General features: G+C 62.6%; 18 protein-coding genes and 1 pseudogene. 8 read left to right on the top strand and 11 right to left on the bottom strand.

The annotated features are described in order from the left end of the window. Positions 1-142 precede the first annotated feature (142 nt). On the bottom strand, positions 143-1132 hold the full coding sequence (locus K3M35_RS24230; RefSeq protein ID WP_064060065.1) for a hypothetical protein: 990 nt from the start codon (positions 1130-1132) through the stop codon (positions 143-145). A 440-nt stretch (positions 1133-1572) separates the two neighbouring features. Between K3M35_RS24230 and K3M35_RS24225 the strand changes: the two genes are divergently transcribed. Genes K3M35_RS24225 through K3M35_RS24210 form a run of 4 tightly spaced genes read left to right on the top strand, consistent with a single transcriptional unit; the run spans position 1573 to position 4212 of the window. After that, a complete protein-coding gene (locus tag K3M35_RS24225; protein WP_033097545.1) occupies positions 1573-2397 on the top strand; it encodes an IclR family transcriptional regulator in 825 nt (274 codons plus the stop codon). A gap of 35 nt (positions 2398-2432) precedes the next feature. Continuing rightward, complete coding sequence (locus K3M35_RS24220) at positions 2433-3227, top strand: 2-keto-4-pentenoate hydratase (protein ID WP_006551054.1); 795 nt, start codon at positions 2433-2435, stop codon at positions 3225-3227. Next, complete coding sequence (locus tag K3M35_RS24215) at positions 3224-4012, top strand: 2-keto-4-pentenoate hydratase (protein ID WP_037216937.1); 789 nt, start codon at positions 3224-3226, stop codon at positions 4010-4012. Before K3M35_RS24220 ends, K3M35_RS24215 begins: the two co-directional genes overlap by 4 nt. A gap of 2 nt (positions 4013-4014) precedes the next feature. Further along, the gene (locus tag K3M35_RS24210; RefSeq protein WP_006551052.1) at positions 4015-4212 is read left to right on the top strand and encodes a tautomerase family protein; all 198 of its coding nucleotides are present in this window, start codon (positions 4015-4017) and stop codon (positions 4210-4212) included. 414 nt (positions 4213-4626) lie between these two features. Here K3M35_RS24210 and K3M35_RS24205 read toward each other — a convergent pair whose 3' ends face one another. Next, positions 4627-5652, bottom strand: a complete 1026-nt coding sequence (locus tag K3M35_RS24205) for an AraC family transcriptional regulator (protein WP_039586527.1) — start codon at positions 5650-5652, stop codon at positions 4627-4629. Between the two features lie 367 nt (positions 5653-6019). Continuing rightward, entirely contained in the window at positions 6020-7018 is a 999-nt protein-coding gene (locus K3M35_RS24200) for a helix-turn-helix domain-containing protein (RefSeq protein ID WP_039586476.1), read from the bottom strand. Positions 7019-7226: 208 nt separating this feature from the next. On the opposite strand from K3M35_RS24200, the gene K3M35_RS24195 reads away from it, so the two are divergent. Then, positions 7227-8732 (top strand): 4-hydroxyphenylacetate 3-hydroxylase family protein, encoded by a 1506-nt coding sequence (locus K3M35_RS24195; protein ID WP_139192999.1) that lies wholly within the window; start codon positions 7227-7229, stop codon positions 8730-8732. 28 nt (positions 8733-8760) lie between these two features. Further along, the gene (gene nphA, locus K3M35_RS24190; RefSeq protein WP_039586529.1) at positions 8761-9288 is read left to right on the top strand and encodes an NADH-dependent flavin reductase; all 528 of its coding nucleotides are present in this window, start codon (positions 8761-8763) and stop codon (positions 9286-9288) included. A 67-nt stretch (positions 9289-9355) separates the two neighbouring features. Here the strand turns inward: nphA and K3M35_RS24185 are convergent, their stop codons facing one another. The 5 genes from K3M35_RS24185 to K3M35_RS24165 all read right to left on the bottom strand — a co-directional run bounded on the left by K3M35_RS24185 (position 9356) and on the right by K3M35_RS24165 (position 14070). Further along, positions 9356-9781 carry a tautomerase family protein gene (locus tag K3M35_RS24185; RefSeq protein WP_064060057.1) on the bottom strand — a complete coding sequence of 142 codons (426 nt, stop codon included), beginning with the start codon at positions 9779-9781 and terminating at the stop codon, positions 9356-9358. Between the two features lie 25 nt (positions 9782-9806). After that, positions 9807-10559 (bottom strand): SDR family NAD(P)-dependent oxidoreductase, encoded by a 753-nt coding sequence (locus tag K3M35_RS24180; RefSeq protein WP_039586480.1) that lies wholly within the window; start codon positions 10557-10559, stop codon positions 9807-9809. Positions 10560-10646: 87 nt separating this feature from the next. Next, on the bottom strand, positions 10647-12125 hold the full coding sequence (locus tag K3M35_RS24175) for an aldehyde dehydrogenase (protein WP_019290744.1): 1479 nt from the start codon (positions 12123-12125) through the stop codon (positions 10647-10649). Between the two features lie 14 nt (positions 12126-12139). Beyond that, complete coding sequence (dmpG, locus tag K3M35_RS24170) at positions 12140-13195, bottom strand: 4-hydroxy-2-oxovalerate aldolase (RefSeq protein WP_006551042.1); 1056 nt, start codon at positions 13193-13195, stop codon at positions 12140-12142. Beyond that, positions 13192-14070, bottom strand: coding sequence for an acetaldehyde dehydrogenase (acetylating) (locus K3M35_RS24165; RefSeq protein ID WP_006551041.1), 879 nt, complete (start codon positions 14068-14070; stop codon positions 13192-13194). Before K3M35_RS24165 ends, dmpG begins: the two co-directional genes overlap by 4 nt. 222 nt (positions 14071-14292) lie before the next feature. Between K3M35_RS24165 and K3M35_RS24160 the strand changes: the two genes are divergently transcribed. Both K3M35_RS24160 and K3M35_RS24155 read left to right on the top strand, forming a co-directional pair. After that, positions 14293-15387: a VOC family protein gene (locus K3M35_RS24160; RefSeq protein WP_039586482.1), complete on the top strand. Its 1095-nt coding sequence runs from the start codon at positions 14293-14295 to the stop codon at positions 15385-15387. A gap of 399 nt (positions 15388-15786) precedes the next feature. Further along, on the top strand, positions 15787-15969 hold the full coding sequence (locus K3M35_RS24155) for a hypothetical protein (protein ID WP_138941515.1): 183 nt from the start codon (positions 15787-15789) through the stop codon (positions 15967-15969). Between the two features lie 601 nt (positions 15970-16570). Here K3M35_RS24155 and K3M35_RS24150 read toward each other — a convergent pair. The 3 genes and pseudogenes from K3M35_RS24150 to K3M35_RS26760 form a co-directional block, all read right to left on the bottom strand. Further along, positions 16571-17611: a 2Fe-2S iron-sulfur cluster-binding protein gene (locus tag K3M35_RS24150; protein ID WP_064060060.1), complete on the bottom strand. Its 1041-nt coding sequence runs from the start codon at positions 17609-17611 to the stop codon at positions 16571-16573. A gap of 97 nt (positions 17612-17708) precedes the next feature. Then, the gene (locus tag K3M35_RS24145) at positions 17709-18923 is read right to left on the bottom strand and encodes a cytochrome P450 (protein WP_024102186.1); all 1215 of its coding nucleotides are present in this window, start codon (positions 18921-18923) and stop codon (positions 17709-17711) included. Positions 18924-20009: 1086 nt separating this feature from the next. Beyond that, positions 20010-20117, bottom strand: a pseudogene (locus K3M35_RS26760) (IS630 family transposase); the annotation flags it as partial.

Below are 20117 nucleotides of genomic sequence, written 5' to 3'. Positions count from 1 at the left end.
GACGACGACATTCCTGGTGCGGACACCGGTCCCCGAACACCTACGAGACCCTCTACATCGCTACGCTGGCATCCGCGGCGTAATCCACCACCCGTGTCCATTTGCTGGGGGTAAGGCCCGATCTCCACCTCGGTCTCATCAGTTACAGCACGGCCCTCTGTCGGATCGTGGCGAGCACATGGTCGGCGGCCTCGGCGGCGTCGGGGCCGCCGGTGCGCAGCACATCGCCCGCGGTGATCGGGGGGTCGGCCAACAGTGCCGGTTCGCTGATCGCCGCGGTGCGCCACAGGGTCGGGTCGGCCGGGACCTGCACGGCCAGGGAGTGTTCGGCTTCGGTGGCGGGACTGAAGCCGGCGTCGGTCAGGTCGACGAATCGATCGGTGTAGAGCATCGCCCGGGTCGGCAGCCGCCACGGGGCGTACACATCGGCGGCGGGATCCCCACTGACCAGCACCGGCATACCTTGTCGGGTGCAGAATTCGACCGCGGTGGTGGCCTGTGCGATCACCGGGTCCAGGCCGTACCAATAGGTCACGGCACCACCGGGACCCGGATAGACGGCCAGATACTCTGCCAGCAACGCCTCGGGGGAGTCGGCGAGCCAGCCGTGTTCGGTACGGCGCACCGCCTGGAGCTGTTTGAGGGCATGCGAGACCGCCTGCTGGGAGACCCCCAGCAGCTCGGCGAGCCGGTGTTGGGTCTGCGCGGTGTCCGAGAGTAGCAGGGCGCGGGCGAGTGCCCAGCGCACCCACGGTTTCCGGCCCCTCGCAGCACGAACAGGGGCCGCCGCGGCGGACGCGGCATCGGTCACGTCGTAGCGCTCGCCGGCGAAGACGAGCAGGTCCTGGTTCACGGCGATCACATCGACTTCGCCGTTCGTTGCGAGAGTCCGCAGATGAGCGGTGGCGCGTGGGGTCACCACGAGTAGGCGCCGGGCCGGGTCCGGCTGTGCGAGCAGTCGGGTGAGGATCGTGGGGGTTGGTGGCCGCCGGGATGCCCGCATCCGGGTCGGCAACTCTCGGCCGTCGGGCAGGGTCAGGTCCCAGGCGTCGAGGGAACCGGAGGGCAGGCGGATGCCGGCGCGGCGCAGCAACGCGACGGCGTCGGAGAGAACCTGTGCTGTCTCGTCCATGTCGTCCCCCATTCCCTCGTCGCTGACGCTTTACAAGCGTAAGTGAAAATAGCACCTTATCTTGTATTGCCTGATAAATAGGTGACGTTCTCGAGTTCTATCCCGGCATTCGGCCGTGATAGGCGTGGCGTCGGTGGTGTCCTGCTCCTGAGATGGGCCACGGACGAGGATGGCGGTAGGCAACCGCAGCTACCACATGGTTCGATCCGGTCAGCGGAGACGAGGGAAGCGACACGCGGGCCGAGATATCTGTGCGCCTCGGGGGATCGAAGGTCGCGGTTGGTGGGCTGTCGGTCGTGAACTCGTGCGCTCGAGGTCATTCATTCGTGCGCTTCAGGACATGTTCGTTCTCTGCTCGGCCACCTAGTGTTCCACCTCACAGCGATGCGACGGGGTTGCTCAACCGTCATCCAGATGAACTTTGAAAGGTGGCTGTCGGCGTGGCTGGTCTGCAAACAGTGCAAAAGATTGGTCCGGTGCTCGATCTGTTCACAGTTCAGCGTCCGGAATGGGGTGTTTCCGAAGTTGCAGCGGCCATCGACGTGCCTCGGTCGAGTGCTCATGCATTGCTGGCCAGTCTCGTCGACACCGGGTTGTTGCAGTGCCGGAATCGCGGCCGATACCGGCTCGGCTGGCGCATCGTCGAATTGGGGGAAACACTCCGCAGCACTGTGGACGTACGTTCCTGTTCCGCTCCTGTGTTGGAAGAGCTGGTCGAAAACTATGGAGAAACGACACACCTGGCCATCATGGAACGCTGGAGTGTCCTCTACGTCGACAAGGTGATCGGTACGCACAACATCACCGTGCAGGGGGCTCGAGTGGGCACCCGGCTCGATGCCCACTCCACAGCTGTGGGCAAGGTCCTGCTCGCGCAACTCGACAAGACTGAATTGCAGCGGTACTTGACAGCGCGTCCGTTACGTCGATTGACACCGTCGACGACTACGAGTCCGCATGCGCTCGCCGATGCTCTCGAAATGACTCGCATGGCTGGTGTCGCGGTGGACATGGGCGAGACGGTGTCGGAGGTGCACTGTGTCGCCGCACCGGTACGAGACGACATGGGTTCGGTGGTTGCTGCAGTGAGCATAAGTGTTCCGGCCACCCGATTCGCTTCGCGGCGAGCTCAACTCGAGCGTGCTGTGATCGCTGCCGCCAACAAGATCACTCGCTCTATTGCCGAGGCGGCGGACATCGTTCCACTCGAATCCCGGAACCACCCATCGCTGGAGCCGGTCGGTAGCTGTCCCCGAGCGTCCTGACATCTGTATCAACCGCACGACACAACCGAGGAACTATGGATATTGCTGTTCAGAAGGCAGCGGATCGTCTGCTCGACGCGTATCGCACCGCCGAGCCGATCGCCCCGCTGACGCCCGAGTATCCCGACGCGTCCCTAGAAGTGGCATACCGCATCCAGCAGGCGCAAGTAGAGCAGTGGACATCGGCCGGCGATGTCGTCAAGGGACACAAGGTAGGCCTCGCGTCGCGAGCAATTCAGCGACAGATGGGGGTCGACCAGCCCGACTTCGGGCATCTCACCCAGAGCATGTTTCATCTGGAGCACCATCCCATCGCCAGCGGCACATTTCTGCAACCGCGTATCGAACCGGAGATTGCATTCGTCCTTGGTCGTCCACTGGTCGGCCCAGGCGTGACTGCCGCAGAGGCAGCGCGGGCAGTGGATTTCGTCCTGCCTGCGCTGGAGATTGTGGATTCGCGGATCAAGGATTGGAAGATCGGAATTTTCGACACCATCGCCGACAACGCTTCATCCGGCGGGGTCATACTCGGCAGTTGCCCGGTCTCGTTGGACCAGCTGGATCTGCGTCTGGCTGGCTGTAACCTGCACATCAACGGCGAGCTCGTCGCAACCGGTGCCGGTGGCGCAGTTCTCGGGTCACCGCTCAGTGCGCTGGTGTGGCTGGCCAACACGGTAGGTCCGCTCGGCGTGACCCTCGAGCCGGGGCACGTGGTGCTGCCCGGCTCGATGACCGGTGCGTATCCTGTCGCACCCGGCGATTCCATCGTTGCGACTATCAGTGGGCTCGGCACCGTCACCGCCGTGCTCGGCGGAAAGGACGAACAGTGACCGAGCAACTATGGAGCCCGGCCAAAGTGGCCGATGTTCTTATACGAGCGGAGGATAGCGGCGTCGCGCAGACGTCGATTCTCGCAGAATGGGACGGTCTCGATCTGGCCGCGGCATATGAGGCTCAAGATATTGCGCTGCAAATGCGGATCTCGCGGGGGGAGAGGGTCACCGGTGTCAAACTGGGTGTGACCTCCAAGGCGAAGCAGCGTCAGGTGGGAGTCGACTCGCCGTCGACGGCGTGGTTGACGGACGCGATGATCCTTCCGATCGGTGAGCCGGTGCCCCGGGAGAAGATGATCCACGCGCGTGCCGAACCGGAGATTGCGTTCGTCATGGGACGTCGACTCGAAGGGCCCGGGGTCTCGGCGGCGACTGCGCTCGCGGCGGTCGACCATGTGGTCGGTGCGATCGAAATCATCGACAGCCGGTTCTCGGGTTACAAGTTCTCCATGATGGATGCTGTCGCGGACAACAATTCGTCCGGCCGGTACGTCACCGGTCCCATCAGTGTGCGGCCGGACTCGCTGGACCTCGGTCTCGAAGCCTGCTTGCTCGAAGTGGACGGTGAGATCGTCGATTCGGCGACAGGAGCTGCTGTGCACGGCCATCCCGCGGAGGCGCTGGCTTTCGCGGCGAACACCCTCGCCGAGCGTGGCCTGGCGATCGAGCCGGGCTGGGTGATCCTCACCGGGGGGATGACGGATGCGGTTCCGGTCCGGCCGGGGGCGCGGATCGCTGCTCACTTCACTCATCTCGGTACCGTAAATGTGTCAGGAGGCTGATGATGCCGTTCATCGAGGTGACTATTTCCGCAGGGCGTTCGCCCGAACAGCTCCGCGCACTGATACATGAACTCACCTTTGCCGCCCAGCGGGCCGTGGACGCGCCGTTGAGCAACATTCGGGTGGTGCTGCGTGAAGTTCCGGCTACTCACTTTGCCGCCGGTGATGTGACGATTGCAGAACGATCTCCTGCTCAATGACTTTCGTTTGATTCTCCCGAACGATTCTCGTGTCAATGCAAGCGAGTCGGGACAAGACGATGAGTGCAAGGGACACGTAGACCGGAGTTGGGGCGGACTGCCCTGTTCCTTTTCTCGTTCGGGGAGTCGCTATGACGACGGCACGTCGTCGCCGGCAATGCCTTGACCGGGGACAGACGAGCAACGTCGCAGATGGCTGCGGTTGGACGTCGCAGGCGAGACCGTCGGAAATCTACGAGGGAGTCGGCGAGATTCAACGCTGGTGCTGGCGCGTCCGATTTGCGGACGCGCCAGCACGCCGGGTAGACGAGATTGCTCAACAGCTTACCGGCGGTTGCTGAACACCGTTGCGGGAGTTCGAAAACCGCTATTGAATACACGATGACGGCTACAGGTCAGAACGTGGCGGTCTGGTCACCCGTTGTCGCTGCTGGTGCTGGTGCCGAGTTGCTGCATGCGGAAATGCAGTGGGCTGGTCCCGAAGCGACGTCGGAACGCTCGACTGAAATGCGAGACATCGCGGAAACCTACGCGGACGCTGATGGTAGAGATCGTGGCGTCGGTGCTCAGCAAGAGTTTGCGAGCTCGCTCGAGCCGCTGTTGATTCAGCCATGTGCGTGGTGTCGTGCCTGCTGCGCTGAATAGTTTGTGGATGTACCGCACGGACATTCCCAGTTCGGCTGCAAGGTCGCTGATCGAGTAGTCGGGGTCTGTCATGTGTCGTTGCATTGCCTGCTGTATGACTCGAAAGTCCTTGTTGTGAACTCGTTTGGTGGTGTTGAACGGAGTTGTGCGTTCACTGATGGCGGATACGAGTAGGTCCATCGCGCACGCGGCAACGGAGGCTGAGGAGTTGGGCGAAAGAAGGGAGTCGTCAGTTGCCATGTCGACGAATAGGCGAGAGACGTATCGGCTGATGCCGCTGTGGCCGGAAAAACCTTCACCGGTAATCTCCGCTACGGCTTCCAGGGGAAGATGTGGCGCAAACACCGCGCGCGGCGCGCGGACGACAATCTGCTCGAACTCGGTCTGGGCGTCGACGATGAACGGCGCCGATGAGTCGAGGATTCCGAACGCCCCGCTTTCGAGCTTTGCGGACCGAGAGTGTTGACCGATGACCGCTGTACCGCTCGTGATCAAGCACAGTAGGTAGTCGTCGTTGGGATCGGACGAGATCATGTTCGGGGTGCGGATTACTGTGTGTGGGTCTGCGCGTACGACACTGACTGTGACGTCGACGAAGGGACGCACCGATAGTTCCGCCCCGAACGAGTCCGATATGTCAGGCCAGTCGACGTCGAGTTCGCAGTATGTCGAGTCGAGTGTGTCTACCCACCGCGAACGTACCTCGCTCGATTCGAGCTCGCGTGTGCTGATTACGACCTTGGCGCTGCCCTTGTCGGTGCAATCGGAGTCATTGTTCTGTGCACTGTCGGTCATGTCGCTGCTCACCTCCATATCCTAGTGTTGCAGATCACACCGGCTTCGAATATAGGAGGTATTCGCTCCCCGGAGTCACGCCCACAGCTTCCGCGTCCGCACTCGTCCCGAACGGAGTAGATCGTGACCCGCGCTGCTCCGCCTGGGGCGATTGGATCACCTGAAGGAGTGACACCGACCGGAACCCCATGACGCTCGACTTCGCCGCGAAGCACCCGTGTCCTACGTCCGCGTAGTCGGCATGCATCTGGTGTCGATCTCGCGAACTGTCTCGACGGAAGAGTTCGCGGTAGAGGGCGCAGGACCGGCTCGACTGTCGGCATGAGCCGCGGAGGTGACCCGGAGCGAATCGGGCCACCTGTGTAGGTCAGCGGTGTTCGGTTCGATAACGGCCAGGGCTGGAACCGTATGCGGCGCGGAATGTGCGGCTGAAATGGGACACATCGCGAAAGCCTGATTGCTCACTCACTTCGGCGACTGTCAGATCGGTGCTCAGGAGGTACTTACGTGCTCGCTCCACCCGTGTGCGGTACAGCCAGGCGCGAGGGGCCGTGCCTTGCTCACGGAAGAGGTTCTGAATGTGTCGCACAGACATCCCCACTTCTGCAGCGACCCTGGATAGTGATAAAGCGGGATCGTGTAGCTGTCGCTCGACGATCCGCTGCACTTCGGCCAGATCACGCGCGTGACTGATCTTCGTCGGGTCGGTCTCGGTGGCGCTGTCGGTGAGGGCGGTGACCAGCAGGTCGAGAGCGACGGATGATATCGAGACCGCTGACCTCGTCGGCAGTGTCCGGTCCTGTTCGGCGACGTCGAGGAGGAACCTGCTCACGAGTCGGCCCGTTCCCGAGATCCCACTGATGGGCAGCCCGGTTCCCTGCTCGAGTACTCGCTGGGGTAACCGCGCTTCGAGCAGGGGTCTGGGAGTGTCGATGACGACCTGACGAAAATTCGACTCGGCTTCGAATTCGAACGGGGCGGCGCAGTCCAGTAACGCGAACGATCCCTGCTCGAGAACTCCGCTGCGTCCGTTTTGGGTGACGCGGACGTTACCGTCGGTCACCACCAACACGAGGAAGTCTCCCGCGTCGTCCGAACGCACCATCGCCGGCGAACGGATGACCGAGTGGACGTCCGCGCGCATCGTGCTGACATGCAGTTCTCCGATGGGATGACCGCCCCATTCTGCGATGAACGGTTGGCGTGGATTGGGCCATGCCACGTCCGACTCGCAATAGAGGGTGCCGACTGTGTTCGCCCACAGATTACGGCCTTCCGTGGAGTCGAGCCCTCGCGTATCGAGAGATACCACAGTGGGTTTGGTGGATTTACGCGTGGAGTCACTCCATCGTTCGCGCTCAGTCATGTTTATCGGTACCTCCGGAATCTAGTGTTCCGTGTCACAGGGAGCTGGCTCTGTACGGACCGTCGAGTGCGGAATTGCCTCGGAGCGGCGCCTGGATTCGCATCGGCCGAGAACACCGTCTCGGTCTGAGCTCGACAACAGGAGTGAGCACGTGACGACGCCAACTATTCTCGAGACCTCCACCGGAACCCCCAACGATGTCCGGCCGATGACCGGCGCGGAGTACATCGAGTCCTTGAAGGATGGACGCGAAGTGTATTTCCGCGGAGAACGTGTCCCGGATGTCACGACTCATCCGGCTTTCCGGAATTCGGTTCGCTCGATCGCTCGGATGTACGACGCGCTTCATACCCCCGAAGCCCAGGGGGTGCTGGCGGTGCCGACCGATACGGGTAACGGTGGATTCACGCACCCGTTCTTCAAGACCGCCCACAGTTCCGACGATCTTCTTCTGTCCCGCGACGCGATCGTCGCGTGGCAACGTGAGGTGTACGGGTGGATGGGCCGGTCGCCCGACTACAAGGCCTCTTTCCTCGGGACCCTCGGTGCCAACGCGGACTTCTACGGTGAGTACAGGCAGAACGCACTCGACTGGTACAAGAAGGCGCAGGAGCGGGTGCTCTATCTCAATCACGCGATCGTCAATCCGCCCATCGACCGTGATAAGCCTGCCGACGAGACCGCGGACATCTGCGTACATGTGGTGGAGGAAACCGACGCCGGCGTGATCGTTTCCGGCGCCAAAGTGGTGGCGACCGGGTCTGCGATCACCAATGCCAATTTCATCGCCCATTATGGACTTCCGCTGCGCAACAAGAAGTTCGGGTTGATCTTCACTATTCCGATGGACTCGCCGGGCTTGAAGCTGTTCTGTCGGACGTCCTACGAGATGAACGCTGCAGTGATGGGCAGCCCGTTCGATAATCCCTTGTCGAGCCGCTTCGACGAGAACGACGCGATCATGGTGTTCGATCGTGTGCTGGTTCCGTGGGAGAACGTGTTTGCCTATGACGCGGACACCACGAACGGATTTGTGACGAAGTCCGGGTTCATGGCTCGGTTCATGTTCCATGGTTGTGCACGCTTGGCGGTCAAGCTCGACTTCATCGCCGGCTGTGTTCTGAAGGCGGTGGAGACGACAGGTACCAACAATTTTCGTGGTGTCCAGATGCAGATCGGCGAGATCCTCAACTGGCGCGATATGTTCTGGGGCTTGTCGGATGCGATGGCCAAGTCTCCCGATGAGTGGGTGAACGGGGCTGTGCAGCCGAACCTGAACTACGGTCTGGCCTATCGCACGTTCATGGGGGTGGGCTATCCGCGGATCAAGGAGATCATCCAGCAGACGCTCGGTAGCAGCTTGATCTACCTGAATTCGCATTCGAGCGACTGGGGTAACCCCGACATCCGGCCCTACCTCGACCAGTACGTGCGCGGGTCCAACGGCATCACCGCGATCGATCGTGTGCAGCTGCTCAAGCTGCTGTGGGATGCCGTGGGCACCGAGTTCGGAGGTCGGCACGAGCTGTACGAGCGCAACTACGGTGGCGACCACGAGGCCGTCCGCTTCCAGACATTGTTCGCCTACCAGGCCCAGGGACTGGATACCGAGCTCAAGGGCTTCGCCGAGAAGTGCATGTCCGAGTACAACGTCGACGGGTGGACACGTCCGGACTTGATCAGCAATGATGATCTGAAGATCGTGCGTGGTTGAACGGGACGCGACGATGACGAGCACGACCATGACCGACAACACCCCGAACGGCGGAATCGAGGTCACACCCCTACAGATGCGGAAGGCCCTCGGCCGGTTCGCCAGCGGCGTCACCATCGTCACCACCGCCGAAAGCGAGGACGACGCGTCGGTGCACGGTATGACGGCCAACGCATTCACCTCCGTTTCGCTCGACCCCCCGCTTGTTCTGATATCCATCGCGAACCGAGCCAAGATGAACGAGCGGATCAACAAGACCGGCAAGTACGGTGTTTCGATCCTGGCGACAGATCAGGAGCCGTTGTCACTGCACTTCGCAGGAGCTGCCCATCAACCCGATCTGGTGCGATTCGTCTGGCGCCGGGAGGTTCCTCTCCTCGAAGGCGCGCTGGTGCACCTGGCCTGTTCGGTGGACGCCTCGTATCCCGCCGGTGACCACATGTTGTACGTGGGCCGAGTGGAGCAACTGTGGTATGACGACGGACATCCGCTCGTCTTCTACACCGGTAGCTTCCGGTCGCTCGAGTTGCTGCGCGACGACCCGTGGGGGTTCTGAGTAAACCCCTCGGACAGGGGGTGGGATTGCCGAAGGTCGATCCCACCCCCTTGCGGTGTCGGGTAGATCAGATGGACGATCCGCTGTCCGCGCGAGCGGCGATCTCGTCGGCGCGTACCCCCGCTGCTGAGTGGCCGCCGATGAACCAGTTCGCCGGGTCCACCTCGATGATCCGACCACGGACGGCCGAACGCGGCACCCCGAGTAAATCGACGATCAGGTCGGTGAACCGGGCCGCGAGCTCCTCGCGCTGTGCGCGAGGACGACCCGCCAGCACGATGGCTGTAAAGTACGGTGCAGCCGTGCTGCTCTCGGAGGCAACCGCGCCGGCGACCGCGACATCATCGGTGGTGTAGCGGACGATGAAGGTCCGAACTCGCTCGAGCGGGGAGTCGAGAACCTCCGAATAGCAGTGGCTCGCCTCGACAAGCAGACGGTGCCGCTGCTCGACGGTGAACCGTCCGTCGAGCAGATGGAAATGTGCAACAGGCATGAGAGGGCCTTTCGGGAGTGGTGCTCTATTGGACGCCGTGGCGTGTGCCGGCGTCGACGTTGAGGACGCTGCCGTGCAGCACGCTCGCCTCGGGGGCGAGCAGCATCTCGAGGACCCAGCCGAGCTCGTCCAGCGTCGGTAACCGGCCGAGCGTGGTCTTGGCGCGGTAGCGCTCCCAAATGGTGTCGAGATCGCGGCCGGTCTCGGCTGCTTCGGTTTCGACGAATTTGCGGAGCCGTGGCGTGTCGACCGGGCCGGGCGCGATGGTGTGTGTGGTGATGCCCTTCGGTCCGTACAGGGCGCTGAGCTGGCGCATCAGATTGAACACTGCGGCGTTGACGGTGCCCGGCGCGGCGTCGAGCGGGCCGGGTTCGAAACCGAGCGATCCGGCGACGGCGACGAATCGCGATCCGGGGACCAGCTGGCCGCGGACTGCGTGCAGCAGCCGTACCAGCCCGCCGACCTTGATGTTCGCCCCTACAGCAAGCTCGCCGGGGCTGATGGTGTCGGCGGAACCACGTACCGGCAGACCCGCGGCGAACACGGCCAGCCGGATCGGCGCGTCGACATAGGCGGAGATCGCCTCGATCGCACTGTCGTCGCTGATGTCGGTGACACAGGGGATGATCAGGTTGTTTTCGGCTGCAAGGGTTTTGAGGTCTTCGGCGTTGCGCGCGACCGCGATCACGCGTAGGCCTCGACGGACCAGGCGTCGGGTGAACTCGGTGCCCATCGCACCGGTGGCGCCGACGACGACACACAACTTGGGGCAGGTCACGGGTGATTACTCCTCGGGGAGAAGCGGGGACGGCCGGTGCAGCACCTACTGCACCGGCCGCCCACGTGGATGAGTCGAAGGACCGGATCAGCCGCGCAGCCGAAGGGTCACGGCGCGCGGTTCGGTGAAGAAGTCGCGGGAGTACTGACCGCCTTCACGTCCCAGGCCGCTGGCGCCTTCGCCTCCGAAGGGGAGACGCAGGTCGCGTTCGAAGAAGCAGTTGATCCATACGGTGCCGGCCTTCCAGCGCGCGGCCATCCGGTGGGCGCGGTCGAGGTTCTGGGTGAACAGCATCCCGGCCAGGCCATAGCGTGAGTCGTTGGCGATGCGCAGTGCCTCGTCTTCTGTGTCGAAACCCAGGACGGTTTCGACGGGCCCGAAGATCTCCTCTTGCGCGGTCCGGGAGTCATTGGTCAGCCCAGTGATGACGGTGGGGGGATAGTAGAAGCCCTTGGCGTGGGCGTCGCCGGCCAGACGGGCGCCGCCGGTGACGACTTTCCCGCCTTCCTGCTGCGCGAGTTCGACATAGCCGTGGACTTTGTCGAGATGGCGTTGTTCGATGAGCGGGCCGATGAAGTTCGACGGATCCTTCGGATCGCCGACGCTGAGCTTGTTCGCCTCGTCGACGAACCGCTCGAGGAACTCGTCCATGATGCTGTTCTGCACGAGCAGTCGGGATCCGGCCAGGCACACCTGTCCGTTGCCGCCGAAGATCGCACGGATCGACATCGGTACGGCCACGTCGAGGTCGGCGTCGGCGAAGATGATGTTTGCGGACTTTCCGCCCATCTCGGCCGAGACCGGCGTGTGGTTGGGTGCTGCTGCCTGAAGGATCTTGACTCCTGTGGCACTCGACCCGGTGAAGGTGATCCGGTCGACTCGCGGATCGGAGGTCAGCGGGCCGGCGACGGCTTCGCCACCGAAACCGTGTACTACGTTGAGTACTCCGTCGGGCAGTCCGGCTTCGAGTGCGAGTTCGGCGAAGCGGTGTGCAGTCAGTGGGGTTTGGGGTGCCGGTTTGAGGATTGCGGTGTTACCGAACGCCAGGGCGGGCGCGATCTTCCAGGTGGCCAGCATCAGGGGTGCGTTCCAGGGGCTGATCGCCGAGACCACGCCGGCAGGCGGGTAGAGCACGTAGGACAGCAGATCCCCGTCGGGGTAGGCCTCGTTGGCGGCCATCGACGCGTAGTCGGCGAAGAACCGCAGGTTGTGCGCCACGCGCGGGATTTCGGCGTGCAGGGACTGGTTGATGCCCTTACCGCCGTCGCGGGTTTCGAGCTGGGCGAGTTCTTCGCGGTGCTCGTCGACCTTGTCGGCGACCGCGTGCAGGATCTTTGCGCGTTCCTTCGGCGACATCTGTGGCCAGGGCCCGCTGTCGAAGGCGTGGCGGGCGGCGGTGATCGCAGCTTGTCCGTCTTCGGCGGTGCCCTTGGGTACGACACCGAGTAGCGACCCGTCGTGCGGATCGATCGATTCGAAAGTTGCTCCGTCCGATGCGTGCTTCCATTCGCCGCCGATGAGATGACGGACCTGTGTGGTCGACGGTGCGTTGTGGGTGTGGGTCATGACAGTCTCCTGTGTCAGACTCCGGCGCGGGCCGGGAGTTCGTAGGTGCGGCCGGCGAGCTCGGAAGCGACGTCGATGATCATGTCCTCCTGGCCGCCGATGACACCGCGTCGGCCGAGTTCGATCAGGATGTCGCGGGTGGAGACACCGAATTTCTTCGCGGCGCGTTTGGTGGGGTGGAAGAATGTCGAGTAGACACCGGCGTAGCCGAGGATCAGTGCGGTCTCGTCGACGATCTGGGGTTCTTTCATCAGCGGCGCGACGATGTGCTCGGCGGTGTCGATGAGTGTGAACAGGTCGACGCCGGTGTCCCAGCCGGCTCGTTCGAACGCGGCGGCCAATACCTCGGTCTGGGCGTTGCCGGCGCTGGCGCCGAGCCCGCGCAGAGATCCGTCGATGAATGTCGCCCCGTTCTCCGCGGCGGCCAAAGCGTTGGCGATACCGACCCCGAGGTTGTTGTGGGCGTGGAAGCCGATGTCGGCGGAGATCGCCTGCCGCAGCGCGGCGACGCGCTCGCCGGCGTGCTGCGGCACCATGGCGCCGGCAGAGTCGACGACGTAGACGACGTCGGCGCCGTAGGAATCGAGCTTGGCGGCTTGCTCGGCGAGCGGCTCGGGGTCGAGTTTGTGGCTCATCATCAGGAACGTCATGACGTTGAGGCCGTGTTCTTTCGCCCATTCGATGGGTTGCTGGCCGCAGTCGGCTTCGGTGCAGTGCACCGCTACCCGGACGGTTTTGATGCCCGCGTCGATCGCTCTTTGCAGTTCGGCGAGGGTAGCGATGCCTGGCACGTAGAGCGCGGCGATGTCGGCGTTGTCGACGGCGTCGACCGCGGCGCGCACGTACTCGGGGTCGGTGGCGGCGGCGAAGCCGTACTGGATGGACGAGGCGCCGAGGCCGATGCCGTGGGCGACCTCGATGGTCGGGATGCCGGCCTGATCGAGTCCGCGGGCGATATCGGCGACGTTCTGCGTGGTGAACTGATGCGAGACCGACGACATGCCGTCGCGCAGTGTGGTGTCGACGAGGGTGACCTTGCGGGGTGTATCGGTGGTGGCGGTGGTGGTCACTGGATTGCTTCCTTGACGAGGGTGCGCTGGGCCATGACGTCGGCGACCTGCACGGCGGCGGCGGTGATGATGTCGAGATTTCCGGCGTAGGTGGGCAAGAAGTCGCCGGCGCCGACGACCTCGAGCATGACGGTGACCTGGTCGCCGTCGACGTCGACCAGGCGCAGGGTGTAGCCGGGGACGTACTGCTGGACCTTGGCGACCATGTCGATCACTGCGCGCTCGATCGCGGCCGGGTCGGGGTTGCGGACTTTGGCGTAGACCGTGTCGCGCATGTTCATCGGTGGTTCGGCTGGGTTGATCACCGAGATGGCCTTGGCGCGATCGGCTCCGGCGACCTGGGCAAGTGCCTTGCCGGTTTTCTCGCTGAACTCGCTGAGGTTCTGCCGGGTGCCGGGTCCGGCGCTGTGCGAGGCGATGGCAGCGACGATCTCGCCGTAGGACGCGTCGGCGACCTCGTTGATGGCATACAGGATCGGGATGGTGGCCTGGCCGGCGCAACTGACCATGTTCACGTTCGGCGCGTCCAGGTGCGTGCTGAGGTTCACGGCCGGCACCACGTACGGGCCCACTGAGGCAGGTGTCAGATCGATCGCGCGGATGCCGGCTTCGGCGTAGCGCGGGGCAGCGGCGGCGTGGACTTTCGCTGATGTCGCTTCGAAGACCACGTCGGGAAGGTCGGGCCGGTTGAGTAACCAGTCGATTCCCTTTGCGGAGGCCTCGAGGCCTTCCTGTCGGGCTCGTTCGAGCCCCTCGCTGGTCGGATCGATACCGATCATGTACATGGGATCGACGTGCTCGGATCGCAGCAACTTGTACATCAGGTCTGTTCCGATGTTGCCGGATCCGACGATCGCAGCTTTCAATCGACTCATCTGTGCGGCCTTCCCTGAACTCTCGGGTAATGGGCTCGACGCTAGGAAGGGGTTGCTGGTCGGAAGGCGGAAATCCCGTGGTCCTGAACATGTGCGCGGTCGGGAACGTCCCTGTTCGGTTATCCCGGATGTCAGCGACTGCCTGGTTTACATCGCCGCAAGCTCGTGGTCACCACCACAGCCCGGTGCAGCTCGCCCGGACAGCTCAGATCAGGAGTAGCCATGACCGAACTCACTGCTCGATTCGATATCGCGCATCTCGCTCGCACCGAACTGTTCACTCCCAAGCCGCAGGAGACGCTCGACTTCTTCACCAAGTTCCTCGGCATGTATGTCACTCATCGGGAGGGTCAGTCCGTATACCTTCGAGGCTACGAGGATCCGTACCAGTGGAGCTTGAAGGTCACCGAGGCACCCGAGGCAGGAATGGGTCACGCCGCGCTGCGCGCGAGCTCTCCGGAAGCACTCGAACGTCGGGTGGCATCGCTCGAGCAGGGCAACGTCGACGGTAAGTGGAGCGAGGACCAGTTCGGTTACGGCAAGACCTTCGAGTTCCAGTCCCCGGATGGACACAACCTGCAGTTGTTGTGGGAGGTCGAGAAGTACGTCGCCCCGACGGCACTGCAGAGCAAGATCCTTTCGCGTCCTTCCAAGAAGCCGCTGTCGGGTATTCCGGTCAAGCGCATCGATCACCTCAACCTGATGGCGTCGAATGTCACCGCGCTCAAGGAATCGTTCGAGCAGCACCTCGGGTTCCGGACCACTGAACGTGTCGTCGACGGCAACGTCGAAATCGGGGCGTGGATGAGCTCGAACCTGCTCGGTCACGAAGTTGCCTGTATGCGCGACATGACCGGTGGGAACGGCAAGCTTCATCACGTGGCGTTCTACTACGGCACCGGACAGCACCTGGCCGACGCGGTCGAGATGTTCCGTGACTATGACATCCAGATCGAGGCTGGTCCGGATAAGCACGGCATCACCCAGGGGCAGTTCCTGTACGTGTTCGAGCCCGGTGGAAACCGTATCGAGCTGTTCGGTGAAGCCGGCTATCTGCATCTGGATCCTGACGCTGAGACCAAGACCTGGCAGATGTCCGACATCGATACCGGTCTCGCTGTTGGCGGTGCGAAGCTGCCGTGGGAAACGTACTTTACGTATGGCACTCCCAATCCGCTCGCGCTGGATCAGCACATCGAGAAGTTCGCCCACTTCGGTCCCGGCGCGCCGATCGAGGATCCGGATGTGGCTGCTGCCGAGCAGGCCATCCCGGACGACATCGACCACTCGCGGGCGGTTTCCGGTTCGCCCGCCTGATTGGGATCGTGCACCCGCTCAACCGCAATCGTGTGATTGTTGTTGAGAGCCTGAGGTCTCCGATGTGGACAGCGAGTTGAACAACTCTCCACATCGGAGACCTTTGTGTGTACAGGAGCGCTTCCCATACAGAATTGCCGTTGGTGTAGTCGAATCGACGGACTGAGGGGCGATGTCCATCGGCGGGTGGTCTCGAATGAGGTCCGGGGCGGTCGAGTTCTTCCTCTGCTGTGAAGGAAATCGGTGTCGGTTCGGGATGACGGCATTGAGCGTCAACTCCAACCTGGGAAGGGATGCTGGCGCTGATGGCGAAGTTCGCAGGGATACCGTCGCAGCCCAGCTGGGTCCGTTGAGCAGTGCTACCAGATGTCTTGTCTCCCTATCCTGTCAGGAGATGTCATGGAATATCCCATTCGTTATCGAGTATCAGATTCGACGACCGAATCGGTGACCGCACGCGATCTCGAGGTAGTGCTGCAAGCGCTGACCGGTCGCCCTATGGAGGCCGTTGATATCGAGGCTGTCGAGTCTGCTCTCGACCTCGAGAGGATGTCTCGTGTGGGTATCCCGCATCAGTTGTGAAGACATACTGTCGAATTCGATGGTGCATTGCTCTGGTGCACAGTAGAACTGGCCTGTACGAGATGCTTGTGCTCGCCTAGAGCTGTGGCGGGCAGGGGTAGGAATGCGAAAAGGCCGGCAGTCGCGATACCAAGGATTGTGACGAAGGCCGAGGTGATGGCCGCCCCTGGTTCGGGGGGCGATTCCCTGTGAACACGGTGGTCAAGACTGATGGACCGATGCCGTTGGTGAACTGCAGCAGAGCGCAGAGCGAGCTGCCGGGCGAGCCAGCCTCCTCGGATTACTCGGGCTGAAGGCAATATTTCCCGCCACTTGCCATGCTCGATAAATCGGGACTCGGAACATCCGAGGACGCGAGCTGGATACGGTGACGCCTAACCGCGCAGGACCGTGCATCCGCCGACGTCACTGAAGTCGCGCAATTGGGGTTCTTGCATGCTCGGCGGTTCACGGGGGCGGGGTTACAGAACGGCCTTCGGGTCCAGCTTTGCGGAAGATCTGCGGGTTACGTCCCCGGGCGAATGAACTGGCAACGAACAAAGTCTGGGGCAGCGAGTACATACGCGCTGCCCCAGACTCTTGTCGTGGTGGATCCTGAAGGTCAGAGCACTGCCGGCGCTGTGCTGGTTGCGGGCGTGATGGCGAACTCCTCGCGGAAGATCAATCGAGGAGCTATACGCCTGCGCTTGAGTGCCTTGACCGCCGCATCGACCATCGCGGGTGGGCCGCAAAGGAATGCGCTCATCCCCTTGCACGAGGGAAAGTCGCTGACCACGACATCGGTGACCAGCCCGGTTGCCCCTTCCCACTGCTCCTCGCTGAGAACGGGTCGGTAGTGGAAATGCGGGTGCCGGTGTTCGAGATCGCGGAAGAATTCGACATCGTAGAGGTCTTCCCGCCGGCGGCCGCCGTGGTAGAGGAACAGTTCTGGGACGAGGTCCTCGACGAGGGCGTGTTGGACGATCGATTTCAGTGGAGCCAACCCCGTCCCACCGCCGATCAAGATCGCCGGTTCATCCTGTTTCGCGACGAGATTGAACTGCCCGAGGGGGCCGCGCAGCGAGACTCGTTCCCCGAGCGTCATTGAGCGGAAGATCCACCCATCGGTCGACAACCCGCCCGCGGTGAGCTTGATGTGAAATTCCAGCCGCCGAGTCTCGGTCGGAGGATTAGCCATCGAGTACTGCCGCGCCCCTGCGTGCTCAGAAACGATGAGTTCGGCGTACTGACCGGCATTGAACTGCATCGGAGTGTCCAACTCGATCACCAGTCTGCGCGTGTTGGCAGCGATGTCGTCCAACACGACGACGGTGCCTTCATAGTCGCGTAGAGGATGACGAGGCACGCCGTCATCGCTGACGTTGCCGAGCGGCTCGACGGTCAAGTCCGAGCGGGGAGTGGCCATACACCCCAGAGCCAGTCCTTCGGCCCTTTCCTCGACGGTCAGGGTGTACTCCGGAGTCTGACGGTGGTCGACCTCACCGCGCAGCACCTTGAGTTTGCATGTCCCGCAGGTTCCCTGAGTGCACGAGTGGGGCAGCCACTCGTTGGCCCGCAGGGCAGCATCGAGAATGGATTGGGTTTCTTCAACGGCAATGTCCGTGTTCTTTCCCTCTATACGGACCAAATATTGATCAGACATTTCCGGTAGCGCTCCAATTCAATATCGATAACCTCGGGTGTTCCCGATGCTCGCCGTATCTGTGCAGATGATTCAGGAGGGGTGAGGTCGAGGTCGCCTACACTTCCCATTCGACAAACAGCTGCTTGGGGCCGCGGAAACCCCATCCCCAAAAGTCCACCTCGTGGGTTTCGTCTCGTTCGATGTTCGGAATTGCCTCGAGCAATTCTTCGAGTCCGATTCGGACGACTGCATTGGCGAAATAGGTTCCGGCGCATGCGTGTTTTCCGCCGCCGAAGGTCATGTTCGGCACCAGGGCACGATCGAGGTCGTATTCGGTGGGGGCGTTGTACGCGTTTTCGTCCTGATTGGCCGAACCGTACGACAGCATCACGATTGAACCCTCAGGAAGCGTGACCCCGCCCACGGTAACTTCTCTCGCGGCACGCTTGACCGCGGCGGACCAGATCGGGGCAACCCAGCGCATGCCCTCGGATGCGGCGCGGGGGATCAGAGTCGGATCGTCGATGACACGTTCGAGCTGGTCCGGTCGGCTGAACAGTCCGGCCAAGGTCGTGGCCATGGCATGACCGGGCTCCTGCATTGCTCCGAGCAGGAAGACATACAGGTTGGGGTAGATGACGTCGCGACTGCGGGTCTGGCCCTCCGGCATCCCGTCGTGCAGCCAGTGCGAGATGGCTGAATGGTCCGGTTCGACGATCCATTTGTCGATCTTCGGGTCGACATGCGCGATGATTTCCGCTTTGGCGCGGTCGCCGGGGGCGAACCCTTCGGGGTTGGCGAACTCACCGTTTTCGTCGACTGCCGCATTGGTGAACGACACGCTCAGATTGTGGAACCACTCGCGCAGTTTTTCGGTGCTGACATCCCCGAGACCGAGCAGGTCGCCCAGTGCGCGGACACTCACCGGCTCGCAGTAGGCGGCGACGATATCCGCGTGCCCGTCGTTCTCGAACTCGGCAATGCGCTGTCGCGCAAACGGTCGGACGAGATCGTCGATGTACTTGTCGACGGCTGAGGGCTGCAGGTGTGGTTCGACCATGTCCCTCAGGTTGCGGTGCTCGTCTCCGTTGGTATTCAGCAATGCCTGAGGGCCGAAGGTGCGGCCACCGGCAGCGGAGATCACCGCAGGCCAGGTTGTGTCGTCTTTGGAGATCTCAGCACACAGTTCTTTCGTCGAGACGATGTGCATGCCGAGGGCGGGAACGTAGGCAATGGGTGCCTCTTTGCGGAGGCGCTCGTAGAACGGGTATGGATCGGCCTCGAGCTCCTCGATGGTGATTTCGTCGATGAAGCTGCGGGTGGAAGTCATCATGCTCCTTCTGATTTCGGGTGCTTTGAGCCGGGAGGCGGGCTGAGGCGGCTGTGAGCTGCTTCGGTTGACCAGGCGGAGGTGATCGTCGGGTCAGCGAAGCGCTGGTAAATGTCTGTGTGAGCTGGCCGCGACAAACGTCAGTTGGGTGTGCCGATTATCGGGATGTCTGATGGGACCTGATCGCTAGCGTGTGCTGCGCTCGAGAGCGTCGAGAGAGCTGGTACGAAGTGCTGCACGGTCGAGTCGTATGTCAGGGGCCTCGTTCATCCTCGGACGCCACTGGCGCGGATCTTCGTAGCAGCGCAGACAAGCTGCTCGGACCTCACTATGGGTCCCCGTCCACGCCTAGAAACCGCGTAAAGACGATCTCAGTTCCCCGAGGTTGGAGGCTCAGTGGTTTCGCGTGCGCCAGAGATTGGATATCGAACCGGTCGCGGCGGTCACTCATGCGTCGTTCTCCTTCGTCACCTGCGGCGGAGTGAGAGGTGGTGTGGCGGCCGGCGGGTGGCGGCGCGCACACGAATAGCGTCGGACATGAGCCCGCAGGATCCGGCTTCCCAACTTCACCGAACCGCGTCGGTTTGTGTCTGATGTCACGAGGATGGTCGGAATCGTCGGCTGTGCGTCGCACTGTTCGGGATAGCCGAACGGAAAGGGTGAATCGTCGGGACATTTTCGGCTGCACCGGAAATGAGACGTGTCAGGGATGATTCGGGGAGCATCCCTGAGCTTCGTTGTTGGGTCCGGTCGAAAAGTGAGCAGCTGGCCCCGAGGTGGTCGCACTCCATCGTGTGCGACACGCACCTGCACATCTGGAGGCTGTGCCGTCGACTCGATATGTCAATAGGGCGCGGGGCGGCGCCCACTGTCTGCCAAACCCCGACGATTCCTCGAGCTGTGTGCCCGCCGATAGGGCGTACGCACCGTCGCTCGACAGGTTGGAGCCCGACCTGCCGCCGGGGAGTTGGGCCGGCGGCTATATTCTCGAGTGGGACGGCAGATCGATCACGACCGTCGCCCCACTCGACCGCCTCGTCGTCCGCGAGATCAGTTCCCTCTGTCTGCCCGAAGACTAGTGCCGCATCAGGCTACGTTCGCCCTGTTCACGATTTCGCGTAGCCGTTGATCCTCGGCGTGCTTGTTGCGCCAGATGATGTAGCTACGGATCATCGACCCCTGCTCCCGATGACT

Origin of the sequence: Rhodococcus sp. DMU2021, assembly GCF_019641445.1 — a bacterium.
GTDB lineage: Bacteria > Actinomycetota > Actinomycetes > Mycobacteriales > Mycobacteriaceae > Rhodococcus > Rhodococcus pyridinivorans.
The sequence above is the reverse complement of the archived record's forward strand: the minus strand, read 5'-3'. Positions and strand labels throughout refer to the sequence as shown.

What these genes read in the sequence shown, in the direction of transcription:
- nphA (WP_039586529.1), top strand. Translation starts at nt 8,761, where the DNA reads ATGACCGACAACACCCCGAACGGCGGAATCGAGGTCACACCCCTACAG.
- K3M35_RS24175 (WP_019290744.1), bottom strand. Translation starts at nt 12,125, where the DNA reads ATGACCCACACCCACAACGCACCGTCGACCACACAGGTCCGTCATCTC.
- K3M35_RS24205 (WP_039586527.1), bottom strand. Translation starts at nt 5,652, where the DNA reads ATGACCGACAGTGCACAGAACAATGACTCCGATTGCACCGACAAGGGC.
- K3M35_RS24155 (WP_138941515.1), top strand. Translation starts at nt 15,787, where the DNA reads ATGGAATATCCCATTCGTTATCGAGTATCAGATTCGACGACCGAATCG.
- K3M35_RS24210 (WP_006551052.1), top strand. Translation starts at nt 4,015, where the DNA reads ATGCCGTTCATCGAGGTGACTATTTCCGCAGGGCGTTCGCCCGAACAG.
- K3M35_RS24230 (WP_064060065.1), bottom strand. Translation starts at nt 1,132, where the DNA reads ATGGACGAGACAGCACAGGTTCTCTCCGACGCCGTCGCGTTGCTGCGC.
- K3M35_RS24150 (WP_064060060.1), bottom strand. Translation starts at nt 17,611, where the DNA reads ATGTCTGATCAATATTTGGTCCGTATAGAGGGAAAGAACACGGACATT.
- K3M35_RS24200 (WP_039586476.1), bottom strand. Translation starts at nt 7,018, where the DNA reads ATGACTGAGCGCGAACGATGGAGTGACTCCACGCGTAAATCCACCAAA.
- K3M35_RS24165 (WP_006551041.1), bottom strand. Translation starts at nt 14,070, where the DNA reads ATGAGTCGATTGAAAGCTGCGATCGTCGGATCCGGCAACATCGGAACA.
- K3M35_RS24160 (WP_039586482.1), top strand. Translation starts at nt 14,293, where the DNA reads ATGACCGAACTCACTGCTCGATTCGATATCGCGCATCTCGCTCGCACC.
- K3M35_RS24145 (WP_024102186.1), bottom strand. Translation starts at nt 18,923, where the DNA reads ATGACTTCCACCCGCAGCTTCATCGACGAAATCACCATCGAGGAGCTC.
- K3M35_RS24220 (WP_006551054.1), top strand. Translation starts at nt 2,433, where the DNA reads ATGGATATTGCTGTTCAGAAGGCAGCGGATCGTCTGCTCGACGCGTAT.
- K3M35_RS24195 (WP_139192999.1), top strand. Translation starts at nt 7,227, where the DNA reads ATGACCGGCGCGGAGTACATCGAGTCCTTGAAGGATGGACGCGAAGTG.
- K3M35_RS24185 (WP_064060057.1), bottom strand. Translation starts at nt 9,781, where the DNA reads ATGCCTGTTGCACATTTCCATCTGCTCGACGGACGGTTCACCGTCGAG.